General features: G+C 45.9%; 15 protein-coding genes and 1 riboswitch. Of the genes, 7 read left to right on the top strand and 8 right to left on the bottom strand.

The genetic code is table 11. The features are described 5' to 3' along the window. Window positions 1–78: 78 nt before the first annotated feature. Window positions 79–561, bottom strand: a complete 483-nt coding sequence (gene greB, locus AB4307_RS04365; RefSeq protein ID WP_017062470.1) for a transcription elongation factor GreB — start codon at window positions 559–561, stop codon at window positions 79–81. A gap of 178 nt (window positions 562–739) precedes the next feature. On the opposite strand from greB, the gene ompR reads away from it, so the two are divergent. Together ompR and envZ are read left to right on the top strand one after the other, a co-directional pair. Beyond that, entirely contained in the window at window positions 740–1459 is a 720-nt protein-coding gene (gene ompR / locus AB4307_RS04360) for an osmolarity response regulator transcription factor OmpR (protein ID WP_008218409.1), read from the top strand. A 142-nt stretch (window positions 1460–1601) separates the two neighbouring features. Then, window positions 1602–2897: a two-component system sensor histidine kinase EnvZ gene (gene envZ / locus AB4307_RS04355; protein ID WP_102398527.1), complete on the top strand. Its 1296-nt coding sequence runs from the start codon at window positions 1602–1604 to the stop codon at window positions 2895–2897. A gap of 276 nt (window positions 2898–3173) precedes the next feature. Here envZ and recG read toward each other — a convergent pair whose 3' ends face one another. The 4 genes from recG to gmk all read right to left on the bottom strand — a co-directional run bounded on the left by recG (window position 3174) and on the right by gmk (window position 8611). Beyond that, on the bottom strand, window positions 3174–5252 hold the full coding sequence (gene recG / locus AB4307_RS04350) for an ATP-dependent DNA helicase RecG (RefSeq protein WP_017066313.1): 2079 nt from the start codon (window positions 5250–5252) through the stop codon (window positions 3174–3176). 177 nt (window positions 5253–5429) lie between these two features. After that, on the bottom strand, window positions 5430–7556 hold the full coding sequence (gene spoT, locus AB4307_RS04345; protein WP_017062467.1) for a bifunctional GTP diphosphokinase/guanosine-3',5'-bis pyrophosphate 3'-pyrophosphohydrolase: 2127 nt from the start codon (window positions 7554–7556) through the stop codon (window positions 5430–5432). A 39-nt stretch (window positions 7557–7595) separates the two neighbouring features. Then, window positions 7596–7868, bottom strand: coding sequence for a DNA-directed RNA polymerase subunit omega (gene rpoZ, locus AB4307_RS04340; protein ID WP_009848003.1), 273 nt, complete (start codon window positions 7866–7868; stop codon window positions 7596–7598). Window positions 7869–7987: 119 nt separating this feature from the next. Beyond that, the gene (gene gmk / locus AB4307_RS04335; protein WP_017062466.1) at window positions 7988–8611 is read right to left on the bottom strand and encodes a guanylate kinase; all 624 of its coding nucleotides are present in this window, start codon (window positions 8609–8611) and stop codon (window positions 7988–7990) included. Between the two features lie 348 nt (window positions 8612–8959). Beyond that, window positions 8960–9059: riboswitch (purine riboswitch) on the top strand. Window positions 9060–9117: 58 nt separating this feature from the next. Here gmk and AB4307_RS04330 point away from each other — a divergent pair. The 3 genes from AB4307_RS04330 to cspE all read left to right on the top strand — a co-directional run bounded on the left by AB4307_RS04330 (window position 9118) and on the right by cspE (window position 11658). Continuing rightward, the gene (locus AB4307_RS04330; RefSeq protein WP_372131247.1) at window positions 9118–10488 is read left to right on the top strand and encodes an NCS2 family permease; all 1371 of its coding nucleotides are present in this window, start codon (window positions 9118–9120) and stop codon (window positions 10486–10488) included. A gap of 221 nt (window positions 10489–10709) precedes the next feature. Beyond that, complete coding sequence (locus tag AB4307_RS04325) at window positions 10710–11135, top strand: phosphate-starvation-inducible protein PsiE (protein WP_017062464.1); 426 nt, start codon at window positions 10710–10712, stop codon at window positions 11133–11135. A gap of 310 nt (window positions 11136–11445) precedes the next feature. Beyond that, complete coding sequence (gene cspE, locus AB4307_RS04320; protein WP_004735656.1) at window positions 11446–11658, top strand: transcription antiterminator/RNA stability regulator CspE; 213 nt, start codon at window positions 11446–11448, stop codon at window positions 11656–11658. 404 nt (window positions 11659–12062) lie between these two features. Here cspE and AB4307_RS04315 read toward each other — a convergent pair whose 3' ends face one another. Then, window positions 12063–12929, bottom strand: a complete 867-nt coding sequence (locus AB4307_RS04315) for a YicC/YloC family endoribonuclease (RefSeq protein WP_017059268.1) — start codon at window positions 12927–12929, stop codon at window positions 12063–12065. Between the two features lie 248 nt (window positions 12930–13177). On the opposite strand from AB4307_RS04315, the gene rph reads away from it, so the two are divergent. Next, entirely contained in the window at window positions 13178–13894 is a 717-nt protein-coding gene (rph, locus tag AB4307_RS04310) for a ribonuclease PH (protein WP_009847983.1), read from the top strand. Between the two features lie 107 nt (window positions 13895–14001). Beyond that, complete coding sequence (gene pyrE, locus AB4307_RS04305; protein ID WP_017059267.1) at window positions 14002–14643, top strand: orotate phosphoribosyltransferase; 642 nt, start codon at window positions 14002–14004, stop codon at window positions 14641–14643. Window positions 14644–14720: 77 nt separating this feature from the next. On the opposite strand, the gene lpxL is transcribed toward pyrE, so the two are convergent. Further along, window positions 14721–15701, bottom strand: a complete 981-nt coding sequence (lpxL, locus tag AB4307_RS04300) for an LpxL/LpxP family Kdo(2)-lipid IV(A) lauroyl/palmitoleoyl acyltransferase (RefSeq protein WP_371725378.1) — start codon at window positions 15699–15701, stop codon at window positions 14721–14723. Between the two features lie 39 nt (window positions 15702–15740). Continuing rightward, window positions 15741–16331, bottom strand: coding sequence for a nucleoid occlusion factor SlmA (slmA, locus tag AB4307_RS04295; protein ID WP_004741428.1), 591 nt, complete (start codon window positions 16329–16331; stop codon window positions 15741–15743). Between the last annotated feature and the right edge of the window lie 27 nt (window positions 16332–16358).

Here is a 16358-nt window from a genome sequence, read left to right as displayed (position 1 = left end):
GCCTTGCGGGGTTTTCTTTTATCTGGAGTTTGGGTTTGCTGAACACTCAGTTTATCGCTAAGTGTTTATTAAGTTTGGTTATTCGTTGTCTGCGTAGCGAATCGAGTTAATGAACCACTCTTTGTCGCCTTCCGGTGTTTTTACCGTAAACTCGTCATCTACTTCTTTCTTGAGCAGAGCTCTAGCCATTGGTGAGTCGATAGATATATAGCCTTTAGCATCGCCGTAGATCTCTTCTGGGCCGACAATTCGAAACTTCTTAATTTCCCCATCATCATTCTCAATTTCGACCCAAGCACCGAAAAAGACCTTACCTTCTTGTTGAGGTGAGTAATCCACGATCGTGACATCAGGTAGGAACTTTCTTAAGAAACGCACTCGGCGATCAATCTGACGAAGCAAACGCTTATTGAAGGTGTAATCTGCGTTTTCTGAACGATCTCCTAGGCTTGCAGCCCAAGTGACTATTTTGGTGATCTCTGGACGCTTCTCGTGCCATAAGTGGTCATGTTCTGCTTTGAGTTTGTTATAACCTTCTCGGGTGATAAGTTTGGTTTTCATAAATCTGACTTAATGAAATGATGATCTAAGATAGAATATATAGAAAGGCAACATACGTTAACAATTATTTAGGCGACTTTTTCTCCAATAATGTTACATTTTTAATGTCTTATACCAATATACAATTTACCAAGAATGCTTAACCTTAGGTTTAAGCTTTAATAGGTGGAACCATTACATGCAAGAAAACTACAAAATTTTAGTGGTCGATGACGATGCTCGTTTACGTGCACTGTTAGAACGCTATCTGTCAGAGCAGGGCTTTCAAGTGCGTAGCGTGGCAAACAGTGAGCAGATGGACCGCCTGTTAACCCGTGAAAATTTTCACTTGATGGTATTGGATTTAATGTTGCCGGGCGAAGATGGTCTATCGATCTGTCGTCGTTTACGAAACGCAAACAACTCGCTACCAATCCTGATGCTTACAGCAAAGGGTGATGAAGTGGATCGCATTGTGGGCTTGGAAGTGGGTGCTGATGATTACCTGCCAAAACCATTTAACCCACGTGAACTGCTTGCTCGTATTAAAGCGGTACTGCGTCGCCAAGTCATTGAAGCGCCGGGCGCACCAAGTACAGAAGAGTCTGTGGTTGAATTTGGTGAATTCCGTTTGAACCTAGGTACTCGCGAAATGTTCCGCGGTGAAGAGCCAATGCCGCTTACTTCGGGAGAATTTGCGGTTCTTAAGTCCTTGGTAACGAATGCTCGTGAGCCAATGTCTCGCGATAAGCTGATGAACATGGCTCGTGGCCGTGAGTATTCAGCAATGGAACGTTCTATCGATGTTCAGATTTCACGTCTGCGTCGTCTAGTTGAAGAAGATCCAAGCAAACCTCGCTACATCCAAACGGTGTGGGGCTTGGGTTATGTATTCGTTCCAGATGGCAAAGCTGTGTAATTCAGCTTAATAAGCTCTACAGTAGCTTTATCGATTCTGTGAATCTTACGGGTCATCTCATTAATATGCGATGGCCCGTTTTCTATTCAGCACAATGGTTTAGAGTTATAGTCATATAACACTTTCTTTATTCGGGTACCCCATGCGTATACGTAGCTCCTTTACTCAGTCGATAGTGCTTTTCTTAACGCTATTGGTCGCTAGCCAAATTTTTTCTTATTACGCGGTGTTTAACTATGCGTTGATGCCAAGTTTGCAGCAGTTTAATAAGATTTTGGCTCACGAGCTAAACCTGGTATTGGACCAAGGCAGTGATATCGAGATCGATGCGCCATTGCGTCAGCGTGTGCTTGAACAGCTCGGGGTAACCGTTCACGCCAAGGGCAGCGAAGCGGCGGGTGAGTATTACCATGCGGTCGCAATCGACCTGATGAGTGAGGAGATGACCAAGGAGCTGGGTTCTGAAACTGAAGTGCGGCTGATCTTGGGTAAAGAGAGCTATGTGCTTTGGATGGACATTGCGCAGTTACCCAACTCTTTAATTCGTATTCCGTTATCAGAGCTGCAAGAAGAGGATTTTGCACCACTGTTTCGTAACAGTCTGATCATGGCGCTGTTGATTGTCGCAGGTGGTTGGCTGTTTATCCGATTGCAAAACCGTCCGTTGATAGCGCTAGAGAAAGCGGCGCAAGGTGTCGGGCGAGGTGATATTCCACCGCCATTGCCAGTTCAAGGCGCACAAGAGATTCGCTCGGTAACTCGAGCCTTTAACCAGATGTCGAAAGGCATCCAAGAGCTAGAAGAAGACCGCGCCTTGTTGATGGCGGGTATCAGCCATGATTTACGTACTCCGTTAACGCGTATTCGCTTAGCGACTGAGATGATGTCACCAGAGGATGCCTACTTAGCTGAGGGGATTATCAGTGATACCGAAGAGTGTAATGAAATCATCAGCCAGTTCATGGATTACCTAAAGCCTGTCGACCGAGATTCATTCCAAGCGGTGTTTGTCGATGATATTGCTCGTGAGGTATCGAGCTCTGAGGGTGGCTACGAGGTTCAGATTGAAACCGATATTCCAGAATCGATGAAGCCAGCGCTAGGTAATCCGATCGCGATGAAGCGTGCTGTGAGCAACTTGGTGGTGAATGCGCTGCGTTACGGTAATGGTTGGGTCAAGGTATCAACTGGTATGACGGCGGATAACAAGCTTGCTTGGGTGACGGTAGAAGATAACGGGCCGGGTATTCCACAAGACCAGATCGGAAAGCTGTTTGAACCTTTCACGCGTGGTGACACGGCTCGTGGTAGCGAAGGAACGGGCTTGGGCTTAGCAATTGTGAAACGTATCGTTAGCCAGCATCAAGGTGCTGTTGTGGTCAATAACCGCAGTGAAGGTGGCTTAAAAGCGCAGATCAGTTTCCCGGTTAAGCCCTAGTTATCATCGGTCCGTTTGATGACGATAAGTTCGGTTCGGGGAACGGTTAAGAGATCCCCGACTCGGTCATTCTTCCCTCTCCGAGGATGACGAATTGCTAACCATGGACTTTGATGATGAAAGTTTACTTTGATCGTCATTCCCTATCGTGAGGAACGAGCGAATAGGGAATCTCGCTCTTGCTTGATGAAAGTAACGCACACTAAAAAGGCTTCCTTGAGGAAGCCTTTTTTACGTTTGAACACGGTCTCAGTGTTAACTACGCCTTAGTGTTAACTACGCCTTAGAGTAAACATCGCGTTCACCCAACCAACGGTTGATGATCGCCTTAGCATTGTCTGGGTAGCTATCGTGAATATGACGCGCAATACGCTGCACTTCAGGTATCAAACGTTGGTCACGAATTAGATCGGCGATCTTGAAATCAGCCAAGCCAGTTTGTTTGGTACCGAGCAATTCACCGGGGCCACGGATTTCTAAGTCGCGCTGTGCAATCACAAAGCCATCGTTACTTTCACGTAGCACACCTAGGCGTTTCTGAGCGGTTTTAGACAGCGGAGAGTGATACAACAATACACAATGACTTGCGACCGAACCTCGGCCGACACGGCCACGCAGTTGGTGCAGTTGCGCTAGGCCAAGACGTTCTGGGTTCTCGATGATCATTAAGCTCGAATTCGGAACATCCACGCCCACTTCAATCACGGTTGTCGCAACCAATAGATGCAGCTTGTTCTCTTTGAACTCTCTCATCACCGCCTGTTTCTCGGCGGGTTTCATTCGGCCGTGCACCAAGCCAATTTTTACATCTGGTAGTTTGCGTTGCAGCTCTTCTGCAGTGTCGGCCGCGGCTTGCGCTTCTAATACTTCGGATTCATCAATTAGCGTACATACCCAGTAGGCTTGTTTGCCTTCATTGAGACACGCATTTTTCACACGTTCAACAATGTCATCGCGCTTGGTATCAGGAATTGCCACGGTTTGAATTGGGGTTCGTCCCGGTGGCAGTTCATCAATAATCGAAGTTTCGAGGTCGGCATAGGCCGTCATTGCTAACGTTCGTGGGATTGGGGTAGCGGTCATGACCAACTGATGGGGGTAGTAGCCTTGCTTTGCGCCTTTCTCACGTAGCTCTAATCGCTGGTGGACACCAAATCGGTGTTGCTCATCAATGATCACTAAACCAAGGTTTTTGAACTCGACATGCTCTTGGAACAGGGCATGAGTACCGACCACCATTTGCGCTTCGCCACTGGCAATACGTGTTAGTTCAGTTTCACGAGCTTTGCCTTTGAGCTTACCTGCTAGCCATCCAACTTGAATACCCATTGCCTCAAACCAGTTGGCAAAGTTAATCGCGTGTTGTTCTGCGAGTAGTTCAGTGGGTGCCATAAGTGCTACTTGTTGACCGTGTTCCAATGCGCGAACAGCCGCAAGCGCAGCGACCAAAGTTTTACCTGAGCCTACATCGCCCTGCACTAAACGCATCATTGGGTGCGGCTTTTCAAGGTCAGCTTCGATCTCTTTGGTCACTCGTGCTTGGGCATTGGTTGGTGAAAACGGCAGCTGAGCCAGTAGCTTATCTTTAAGGGTGTTTACTGGAGGAAAAGGCATTGCCTTGTCTTGCTGCCCTTTGCTACGAACAGACAACATAGACAGGTTTTGAGCCAGTAACTCTTCCATAATTAGGCGCAGTTGCGCAGGGTGCTTGCCTTCATCAAACAGCTCTAGGTCAATGCCCGGGGGCGGCCTGTGAATGGTATGCAGTGCTTGTGCGAGGGTAATTTGGTGGTCGTATAAACCTGATGGGAGAAGCTCGTTAACTGCGGCCTTGTCGATTAGCTCTAAGGCTTGATCGGTAAGATTACGCAGCGTGACTTGTCTTAGCCCTTCGGTGGTTGGGTACACCGGAGTCAGATTGGCTTCAACATCTGGCTGTTGCCTAGGCGCAAAGAATTTGTAGTCGGGATGGACAATCTCCAGCCCCATGTTACCGCGCTTGATCTCACCGTAGGCATGCACTTGTTTGCCTTCAGCAAAGTTGTTCTTCATACCTGCGGTGAAGTTGAAAAAGCGTAGGGTAATGGTGCCGTTACCATCGCTGATCTTTACCGCCAACATCTTACGTTTACCGAAAATGGTATCGACATGCATGACCTTGCCTTGCACTGCAGCCCATAAGCCCGCGTGCAGTTTTACGATGGGGTAGATACGTGTTCTATCTTCATAGCGCAAAGGGAGGTGAAAAAGCAGATCTTGTACGTTGTTAAGCCCAACCTTTTCCAGTTTCTCTGCGACTTTAGCGCCGACTCCAGATAAAGAGTTGAGAGGGATAGCAGATAAAAGCTGTGACATAACAAGGCTCATAAACGTAAGAGAGATGATCTATTCAAGCATTTTACTGGATTTTTGTACAGGCAGGAATGGGAGGGAGCGCGGTAAATACTAGGATTACGGTTATAAAAATCCCCTTAAGCGATAAAGCATTAAGGGGATTTAAATTCTTGGCAAAACTATTATCAAGTTTAAACGTTAGTTCTTACGACGTCTTACTTTCAGCGCGTGTGGCATCACACGTAGCTTTTTCATAATACTTGCAAGATGAACACGATCTTTGGTGGTCAGCAAGATAGTCACTGTGTACAGGCGTCCATCACGTTCTTCAGTTGAAATACCGTGAATGTTCGAGCCTGTTTTCGAGATAACGTTAGTTAACTCAGCCAGTGCACCTTGGTGATTCTGCAGATCAACCTGAAGTTCAGCAGTGAACTCTTGGTCGTAATCGTCAGACCATTCAACCGCCATGTATTTGTCTGGTTCTTTCTGGTAACCACGAACGTTTGGACACGTTTCACGGTGAACCACAAGGCCACGACCTGGCGATACATGGGCAATGATGTGATCATCTGGAATTGGGTGACAACAGTTAGCGAACGTCAGTAGTAGACCTTCAGCACCACGGATAGCCAATTTCTTCCTTGGTGTGTCGCTGTTGTTTTCCACTTCAGTCAGTTCGTCAGCATCACCCAGTAGACGACGAGCAATAACGATACTCATCAGCTCACCAAGACCAATCGATGCCAGTAAGTCTTCAACATTGTCTAGGCGAAGATCAGACAATACGTGGTCGATATTCTCTTGGCCGATATCGCCAATAGAGTGTTCGCCAAGTGCATGATTCAGTAAACGACGGCCTAGCGTGATCGACTCTTCACGACGCATGGTTTTCAGAACCTGACGGATCTTTGTACGTGCGCGTGAGGTCACTACGTAGTTGAGCCATGCTGCATTCGGACGTGCGCCCGGAGCACTGATGATCTCAATAGTTTGACCGTTCTTCAGCGATTTGCTGAGTGGGTAAGGGTTCATGTCTACACGAGCACCTACACACATGTTGCCGACATCGGTATGCACCGCGTAAGCAAAATCGACCGCTGTTGCGCCTGCCGGAAGCTCGACAATGCGACCCTTCGGCGTGAACACGAAGATCTCATCTGGGAACAGATCAGACTTAACGTTTTCAATGAATTCGAATGAGTTACCCGCGCTTTGTTGCAGCTCAAGTAAGCTCTGCATCCAACGTTGTGCTTTAACCTGTGCGGTTGTGCCATTACTGCTGCGTGAGCCGTTGCCTTTGTAAGACCAGTGCGCTGCGACACCTTTGTCTGCCATTTGATCCATATCTTCAGTACGGATCTGAACCTCAACTGGCACCCCGTGAGGGCCGATCATTGACGTGTGCAGAGATTGGTAGCCGTTGGCTTTTGGTACCGCAATGTAATCTTTCATGCGGCCAGGGCGAGGCTTGTACAGGCTGTGAGCCTGACCAAGTACGCGATAACAAGTATCTGGGGTATCAACCACGACGCGGAAAGCGTAGATGTCCATAATGGTGTGGAAGCGCTGCTCTTTAGTTTTCATCTTGTTGTAGATGGAGAACAGGTTTTTTTCACGACCAAGTACGCGAGCAGGCAAACCGACCTCTTCAAGGCGGCCTTCAATTTCGCTATGGATACGTTGGATCATTTCCTTACGGTTACCACGCGCAGCTTTCACTACGTTTTTAAGTACGCGATAACGGTTAGGATAGAGGGCTTCAAAGCCCAGCTCTTCTAGTTCGGTCTTGATGTTATGAATACCAAGACGGTGAGCTAGTGGAGAATAAATCTCTAGGGTTTCACGAGCAATACGACGCTTTTTGTCAGGACGAAGTGCCCCAAGCGTGCGCATGTTGTGAGTACGGTCAGCTAATTTGATCAAGATAACGCGGATGTCTTGCACCATGGCGAGAACCATCTTGCGGAAGTTCTCTGCTTGCGCTTCTTTGCGATCACGAAATTTAAGCTTATCCAGCTTAGATACACCATCAACCAATTCAGCAACGGTATTGCCAAATTTTTCCTCTAGATCTTCTTTAGTGACATCACAGTCTTCGATGACATCATGAAGCAGAGCAGCTTGCAGGGTTTCGATATCCAGACGCATTTCTGCCAGGATTCTTGAAACAGCTACAGGGTGGATAATGTATGGTTCACCGCTTGAGCGGGTTTGCCCTTCATGGGCGTCTCTCGCTACCACATAAGATTGACGCAGAGCCTCAATTTGAGGCTCTGTTAGGTATTCTTGGGCAACGTCTTTGAGGCTATCGAATAGATACAAATTAAAGGCCCGGAAGGTTAATTAGTTCGAATGACGTTCTTAACGAGTGTGAGCGATGCTGCTTACTGCTGCAAGTTCAGCTGCTTCTTGCTCTTGTTGCTCTTGACGCTCACGAGCATCTAGTACGTCTTTAGTGATAAGACCTTCTTCGATTTCGCGAAGAGCGATAACCGTTGGCTTATCGTTTTCTTCAGGCACTAGTGAATCTTTACCGCCAGTTTGCATTTGACGTGCGCGGCGAGCCGCAATAAGAACTAGGTCGAAACGGTTGCCAACTTTTTCAACAGCGTCTTGAACAGTTACGCGTGCCATGAGGACTCCAAATAGTAATTAACTAATAAATTTTTGATGACGAGAAAGTATACAAGTTTAACTAGATACTTTCTAGATCACCGTATACTTATCTCAATAGAAAATCTAGGGGATCTAGATTATTCCGCTAATAAAGCAGTAAGCATGCCGCTGTATTTCGCTGCTTGCTTATCTTCTTTTAAGCGCTCCGCACGAATGATAGCTCTGAAGTCCATTAGGGCTGCATCAAAGTCGTCATTCACGATCACATAATCATATTCTGCATAGTGAGAAATCTCTGATTTTGCTTCGCTCATGCGTTTCGCAATAACTTCGTCGCTGTCTTGACCGCGAACATTCAAACGACGCTCTAGCTCACCATTTGATGGTGGAAGAATGAATACACTCTTCGCTTGAGGCATTTGTTCACGGATCTGACGAGCACCTTGCCAGTCGATATCTAGGAATACATCGATACCGCGGTTTAGGTTTTCTTCAATCCAAACGCGTGAAGTACCGTAGTAGTTGCCGAACACTTCAGCGTACTCTAGGAATTCACCTTTAGTAATAAGGTCTTCAAAATGATGCTTCTCTACGAAGTGGTAGTGAACACCATTTTCTTCACCAGGGCGCATACCGCGAGTGGTGTGTGAAACAGATACCTTCATTGCGTAGGTTGGATTGGTTTCTAGCATTGCTGAGATCAAGCTCGACTTACCTGCGCCACTAGGTGCAGATACGATGTAAAGAGTACCTTTGCCCATCTGTATATTTCCACTGTTGGTTGGATTGAGTGAAGGCAATAAACCTACACTTTAAAAGATAGCACTGACTCTAATTTTTGTTCCGATGGCGCATCTACTAATTGTGCCGTTGGTTACGTCTATAAAGAGATAACGAGTAAAACTAATAGAAGCAACTGGTGAAAATTAGGTCAGAAAAATGGAGGCGAAGAGTAGCATATTTAGATGATTGAGAACAACTGGCTTGATCGTTATTTATCAGCAAATGATCTTCTCAAAGATCTTTGTATAAATGTAATGACTCGTCATCGGTACTTTTTTATGTGATCTGGACAAAATTTGTTGAAGTTTTAATCTCAATCCTTACAATCCGCGCAAACGATTAAATGCTGTATATATCTAGTGATATGGACTAGATGTTTCTACTACCGAGCCTACCTTGGTGACTACAGTTTTTAGTGTAGAGACCTCTCTATTCTCACAGCATTTGAATCACCAAATTCTTAATTTATTGCAAAGGTTTTGTTGTGAGTACCGATTCCACCCTGAAAGCCCAGAACACCTCTGGCTCGCTTGATTCGATGTTTAAAATCACTGAAAGAAAAACCACGATTGGCACTGAGCTGTATGCGGGTTTCATTACTTTCTTGGCGATGAGTTACATTCTGGCGGTTAACCCAGCAATTTTGGGTGATATTCCAGGCATGGACAAAGGTGCCGTGTTTACTGCAACGGCTCTGTCTGCGGCAATCGCAACCCTAATTATGGGCATTTGGGGCAACTACCCTGTAATGCTAGCGCCGGGCATGAGTATGAACGGCTTTTTCAAAGGTCTGCTGTTAAGTGGATCTGTTGCCGTGCTTTGGAATGAAGCGCTGTTCGGTATCTTCCTATCTGGTATTTTGTACCTTGCGTTCTCATTGACCAATATTCGTAAATCGATGATTGAATCGATTCCTGAAGATTTGAAGTTGGCGATTACCGTGTCTCTCGGACTGTTCATTGCTTTCTTAGGTCTTAAGAATGCGGGCATCATCGTTTCTAACCCATTCGTATTGGTAGGCTTAGGCGACATTTCTGATCCAAAAGTGATCATCGCTTACGTGAGCATCTTCATCGCACTGGGTTGTATGGTTCGTGACATCAAGCTAGCAACGTTCATCTCATTCGTTTCTGCTATCGTGTTGACGATTCTTGCTGACGTCTTCATGGGCACTTCAAACGCACCAATCCCAGAGCAGTTGATTGCTATGCCACCAAGCATGGCTGGCAGCTTCGGCGCTATCTTTGATTTCTCTGCTTTCACGCCAGAGAAAATGTTCGACCTACTGTTCATCGTACTTATATTCTTGATTGTCGATTTCTTTGATGGCTTGAGCACCATTGTCGGCGTTGGCCGTGATGCGGGCATCATCGATAAAGACGGTAAGGTGCCAAACGCGAAATCGGCTCTAGTAGCAGATGCGGGCGGTACTGTGATTGGCTCTATTCTTGGTACCACATCAATTACCGCATTCTCTGAGTCTGGCATCGCTTCTTCTCAAGGTGCGAAAACGGGCTTGGCAGCAGTCATGGTGGCTGGTCTGTTCCTAATCTCGCTATTCCTATACCCAATCTTCTCTATCTTCTCGGCTGCAATGGTTGCACCGGCGATGGTAGTAGTCGGCATCTACATGGTAGGTCGTCTTGGTCAGATCAACTGGGAAAAGAAAGAGTCACGCATTGCAGCCTTCTTTACCATCATGTTCACAGTGCTAAGCTTCTCTCCAGCGAACGGTATGGCGATGGGCTTCATCAGCTACGCATTCACAATGGTTGTGGCAGGTAAGCGCAAAGAAGTACACCCGCTTATCTACGGACTGTGTGTGGTGTTCTTAACTTACCTGATTCTGCTTTAAGGCTAATTAGTCACTAAGAAGTCGCTAAGTAAAAGACAAACAGATGGCTCTGCAGTGAATGCGGGGCCATTTTTGTATTTGTTGCTTTTTACCGTTGCTTCTTAATGTTGGTTACCGATGAGTTAATGGCGTTAGCCTAAAGTCGGTGCTTTGACAGTACGCGACTTATATTGATGCATGCTATTGTAGAGACTGGATTAATTATTTTTTGAAGAGTGACTATGCCTTCTCACTTACCTAAATCTTTTAGTAAGCCGTTTTTAAAAGTATTCCACATTATGGAAGCGGTATTGCTGGTGGCGATCACGCTCGCGACCTTGTTTGCGATGGTCGAAGAGTTCATGCATGTCTTCGCTGAACGCCGAGTGCAATTGACCGACATTCTGCTGATGTTTATCTATTTAGAAGTGTTGGCGATGGTTCAGCAGTTTGTGATGAACGGTAAGATCCCAGTGCGATACCCAATCTATATCGCGATGATGGCGATTGCTCGTTACATCACTTTGGGCATGAAAGAACTCGATGCGGTATTGATCGTTTGGTTATCTTTAGCGGCATTTATCTTAGCAGCAGCAACTCTGTTGATTCGAGTCGGTCACCATTACTGGCCATATGTCGATCTCAGAACTAAGCAGCCGGACGAGTAAATTTTTTGAGATCAAAGTCTTACAAATCAAGCCCGGCGACCTAGCTGGGCTTGAATTCAAGCCAACCGAACAAAAAAACATCAATTATTTTCAAATAAAGCTTTACAACCCGACCCAGATCACCAAGAATGGCCTCGCTCTGTTTTCAGAGTTATTAAATGAAACATCAGTTGTAAAGTAAAACCCTTAGTATTGCTTCATTGTTATTCTCAGTGTTTCCCTTGGCTTCATAGATACATTAAATAATTCAAGCTTTCAGCGCATCGCACTTTTGGCGATTAATTTTTTATTTTTATATAAGGGACACATCATGTCTAACAAAACAAACGGCGTAGTAAAATGGTTTAACGAAGAGAAAGGTTTCGGTTTCCTAACTCAAGACAACGGCGGCGCTGACGTATTCGTACACTTCCGTGCAATCGCTTCTGAAGGTTTCAAGACTCTTAAAGAAGGCCAACAAGTGTCTTTCGAAGTAGAGCAAGGCCAAAAAGGTCTTCAAGCTGCAAACGTTGTAGCTCTATAAGATTTTAAGTCGGCGCAAGTTGCAATAGCAACTTGCGCCACTTTCCCAGCTTAATCTTCACTTTCTATACCTCTTCTGCTTTAACTTATTATCTCCTGTTTAGAAATTTTTATTTCCCTCTGAAATACCCTTAATACCTTTTTACTCTCGTTATCCCATTATTTCGTTATACCCACTACTTCGTTACCCCCTTATCGCAATCCACAATCTATACTTCGTTCTAAGTTACTTTTCCGGTTCAACTCTCTGATCTCCGATTTTTGCTCATTTACTTACGGTGATTGGCATTATTGTATCCACAAAAAAAGCCCCTAAAACTAGGAGCTTATCTTGATCTAATCAACACTGTTAGTTAATCAACACTGATTCAGTTAATGGCTATTCAGCGTGTTACTGACAAACTGTTATTCAATATTCTGAATTTGCTCACGCATCTGTTCGATAAGAACCTTAAGCTCTACGCCTGATGCTGTGATGTCTGTGCTGATAGACTTAGACGCTAGCGTGTTTGACTCACGGTTGAACTCTTGCATCATGAAGTCTAGCTTACGGCCACAAGCGCCACCTTTCTTCAGTACTGCATTTGCTTCTTTCACGTGAGAATCTAGACGGTCTAGCTCTTCTGCTACGTCTGACTTCTGCGCAAGTAGGATAAGCTCTTGCTCAACACGAGAACCTTCAAGTTCGATTTTCGCATCTTCAAATTTGGTAAGAAGACGCTCACGTTGCCACTCTAGGATCTCAGGCATGCGTGCACGAACTTTCACTACTTCTTCAGTGATTGCATCTAAGCGCTGTACGATTAGCGCCTTCATGTTCTCACCTTCACGAGCACGAGCATCAATGAACTCTGCGATAGCATCGTTGAATGCTTCAAGTAGGTCTTTGTTGATGGCATCCATGTCTTGCTCTGGCGTTTCCATCACACCAGGCCAATTCATGACTTGGAATGGGTTCAAACGGCTGTCTTCACCTGTCATCGTCATTACTTGGTTCGCAGCATTGATTACTTGCTGAGCCAAACCTTCGTTAATGCTTAGTTCGCCCTTTGCAGCAGGGTTTGCTTCAAAGCGTAGGTTACATTCAACCTTACCGCGTGCAAGACGCTTACGGAAACGCTCACGCAAGATTGGCTCTAAACCACGGAACTGTTCAGGCATACGGAAGTAAGTTTCTAGGTAGCGTTGGTTTACACTACGGATTTCCCATACTGCGCTGCCCCAATCGCCTTTTACTTCTTTGCGTGCGTACGCGGTCATACTATAAATCATCGAATTTTCCTGTCTTTTATCATTCTGAAAATAACGCGCACGCATAGTATCACGATATGGTGTGCTCTCGAAGCCTGTCGCTTTTCACTGTAAATAGCCTTTCGTGATAAATAGCTTTGAACGGTAAATAGATTTGCACGATAAACTGCTATATAATCTTGCCCCAATCAAAACTGTCTCACCCCTTTCTTAGGTGATGCACTCTTTCGATAGTAAATCACTTCAGACTGTTAATAAGGTAGATACCAATGCGTCCAAATGACCGCGCTGTAGATCAAATTCGTCCAATTAAAATTACTCGTAACTACACAGCTTATGCTGAAGGTTCTGTATTAGTTGAGTTCGGCAACACTAAAGTTCTATGTAATGCGACGGTAGAAGAAAACGTACCGCGTTGGTTAAAAGGCCAAGGAAAGGGTTGGGTAACGGCTGAATACGGCATGCTGCCACGTGCAACGCACACTCGTAACCGTCGTGAAGCGGCGAGCGGCAAGCAAGGTGGTCGTACGATGGAAATCCAACGTCTGATCGCTCGTAGCCTACGTGCTGTTGTTGACCTGAAAGTAATGGGTGAAATTATGATCACTGTCGATTGTGATGTTATCCAAGCAGACGGCGGTACTCGTACTGCTTCTATCTCAGGTGCAAGCGTTGCAATGGCTGATGCTATCAACAGCCTACTAGCAAGCGGCAAACTGAAAAAGAACCCAATGAAAGGCCACGTAGCGGCAGTTTCAGTGGGCATCGTTGGTGCACAAGCACTGTGTGACCTTGAGTACGTTGAAGACTCAGCAGCCGATACCGACATGAACGTTGTAATGACGGAAGACGGTAAGATGATTGAGATTCAAGGCACAGCAGAAGGCGAACCGTTCAGCCACGAAGAGCTGATGCAGCTTTTAGCCCTGGCTAATAAGGGCATTGCCGATATCGTCGAAGCGCAGAAAGCTGCGTTGGCCGACTAGTCATTTTTAATAGCTCCCAATTTGGGGGCTATTTTTTTGTCTGTAAAACCTGAAAGGGTGGTACAGGGCGTAAGTTAAGTTTTATTGAGTAAACATAGAGGATGAGCATGAAAGCATATCAACGTGAATTTATTGAATTTGCACTAGAGAAAGAAGTACTTAAGTTTGGTGAGTTTACTTTAAAGTCTGGCCGCAAGAGCCCTTACTTCTTCAATGCTGGATTGTTTAATACAGGTCGTGACCTAGCGCGCTTAGGTCGCTTCTACGCAGCAGCATTGGCTGATTCTGGCATTGAGTTTGATGTACTATTTGGTCCTGCATACAAAGGTATCCCAATTGCAACGACGACAGCGGTTGCACTAGCGGATCACCACGATGTAGACACGCCTTACTGCTTCAACCGTAAAGAAGCGAAAAACCACGGTGAAGGTGGCAACCTTGTCGGTAGCGCGCTTGAAGGTCGCATCATGTTAGTGGACGACGTGATCACTGCAGGTACTGCGATTCGTGAGTCGATGGAAATCATCCAAGCAAATGGCGCTGATTTAGCGGGCGTGCTTGTTGCTATCGACCGTCAAGAGAAGGGCAAAGGCGAACTGTCTGCGATTCAAGAAGTTGAGCGTGACTTCGGTTGTGCGATTATCTCAATCGTTAGCCTGACTGACTTGGTGACTTTCCTTGAAGAGAAAGGCACAGACGCAGCACATCTAGAGTCAGTAAAAGCGTACCGCGCTCAATACGGCATCTAATACTACTCGTAATTAGACTATAGAATGCACAAGGGGCTGATGATTCATCAGCCCCTTTTCTTTTGGTTCAGTATTCATTATTTATAACGAATGCCGCGCTCCACTTCTGGGTCTTCCATGGTCTTAAAGCGCTTGTGCAGCCACATCCACTGTTCTGGTGCTCTTAAGATAATCTTCTCAAGGTAGCGGTTCATGTAGGCGGCAGCCGCTTTCTCATCTTTCTGTGGATAGTCATCTTCGATCGATTCATCGGCCATGATCTCATACTTGCCATCGGCATTTCTAAAACCAGAACCCGGAACAAGTGCGCATCGGCTCGTATAAGCCAGAATACTAGTGCCTGTTGTAGTACATGCATCTTCTACCGCGAAGAAAGGCACAAACACTGCTTTGTTACGGCCGTAATCATGATCCGGAAGGTAGAAAAGGATCTCACCCTGACGCAGGATTCGAATCATACGCTTCACGTCTTTACGGTGAATCAGGCGGTTGCCGTTTTGAGTACGACCACGGTATTGAATGAATTCATAAGCCGGATTGTTGTGCGGGCGATAAACACCTAAACCTGAAATACCGAGAACAGCCATTGCTCGCGCAGTGATCTCTAGGTTCAAGGCATGCACACAACACAGCAGAACACCTTTGCCGTTAGCTTTATGTGTACGCAGCATTTGAGTGTCTTTATCTACTAAGATTCGCTTGAAGCGCCACGTCGGCCAAAACCAGGTAATGCCGGTTTCGATGAGTGCCATACCTGTGTTCTTAAAGTTCTCACTGACCATTGCCGCGACTTCATCTGCTGGCTTGTCTGGGAAGGCGAGCTCCAAGTTACGTGTTGCTACCGCGACGCGCTTTTTACCATAGCGAGCACCCAAAGAGCCTAACGATCGGCCTAACAGCAGTAAGAGGCGATAAGGGAGAACGTTAACAATAAGCGCCAATAACCCAAAACCAAACCATACACCCCAATATTTAGGGTGAAGTAGAGCTAGAGTAAAAGGCGGCTTAGTAATCACGTGTTGTGCTGTGCCGTTTGCTGAAGAAGTTTTCGTCGTCATAACCATCACTTAAGATTTGATTGCCACTTAATTTGATTGCTACTTAATCTGAGCGCTTAGCAGTGCCCAATAAGCATCAAAGTTTTCTGTTGGTTGATATTTGAAGTCTGAGCGAACAAATCGATTCAAGCTGCCTTCAACTTGACCGAGCAGTTGAGCGGCTAAGATTTTCTCATCAACCGGGAATGATTTCCCTTCACGAAGCTTTCTTTCACGCAGGATCTGGCGAAGTTGCGTCTCAATGCGTTCGAAAAGTTGGTTGATGCGATCACGCAGGCGTTCATTTTCAAACATTAGAGCATGACCAGACAAAATTCGAGTCAGGCCTGGGTTACGTTCTGAGAAAACTAAGATAAGTTGTAGCACTAGGCGTATGCGCTCTAGCGTGTCTTTCTCTTCATCCAGAATACGGTTGATTCGAGACATCAACGCTTCTTCAATGAACTCGATCAGGCCTTCAAACATACGAGCTTTGCTAGGGAAGTGGCGGTATAACGCAGCCTCAGAAACACCCACTTGCTTGGCCAACTTTACCGTTGTGATACGAGAAGCACCTTCGGTCGATTCCAACATTTGTGCGAGAGCTTGTAGGATTTCTTCACGACGGTTTGATTTTCGAGTACCAGCCATCTATTTACTTCCTTTCCTAAAGATGAG

This window comes from Vibrio sp. 10N.261.52.C2 (genome assembly GCF_041471425.1).
Taxonomy (GTDB): Bacteria; Pseudomonadota; Gammaproteobacteria; order Enterobacterales; family Vibrionaceae; genus Vibrio; species Vibrio crassostreae_C.
Note: the sequence above shows the minus strand (reverse complement) of the source record. Positions and strands in the feature narration are given on the sequence as shown.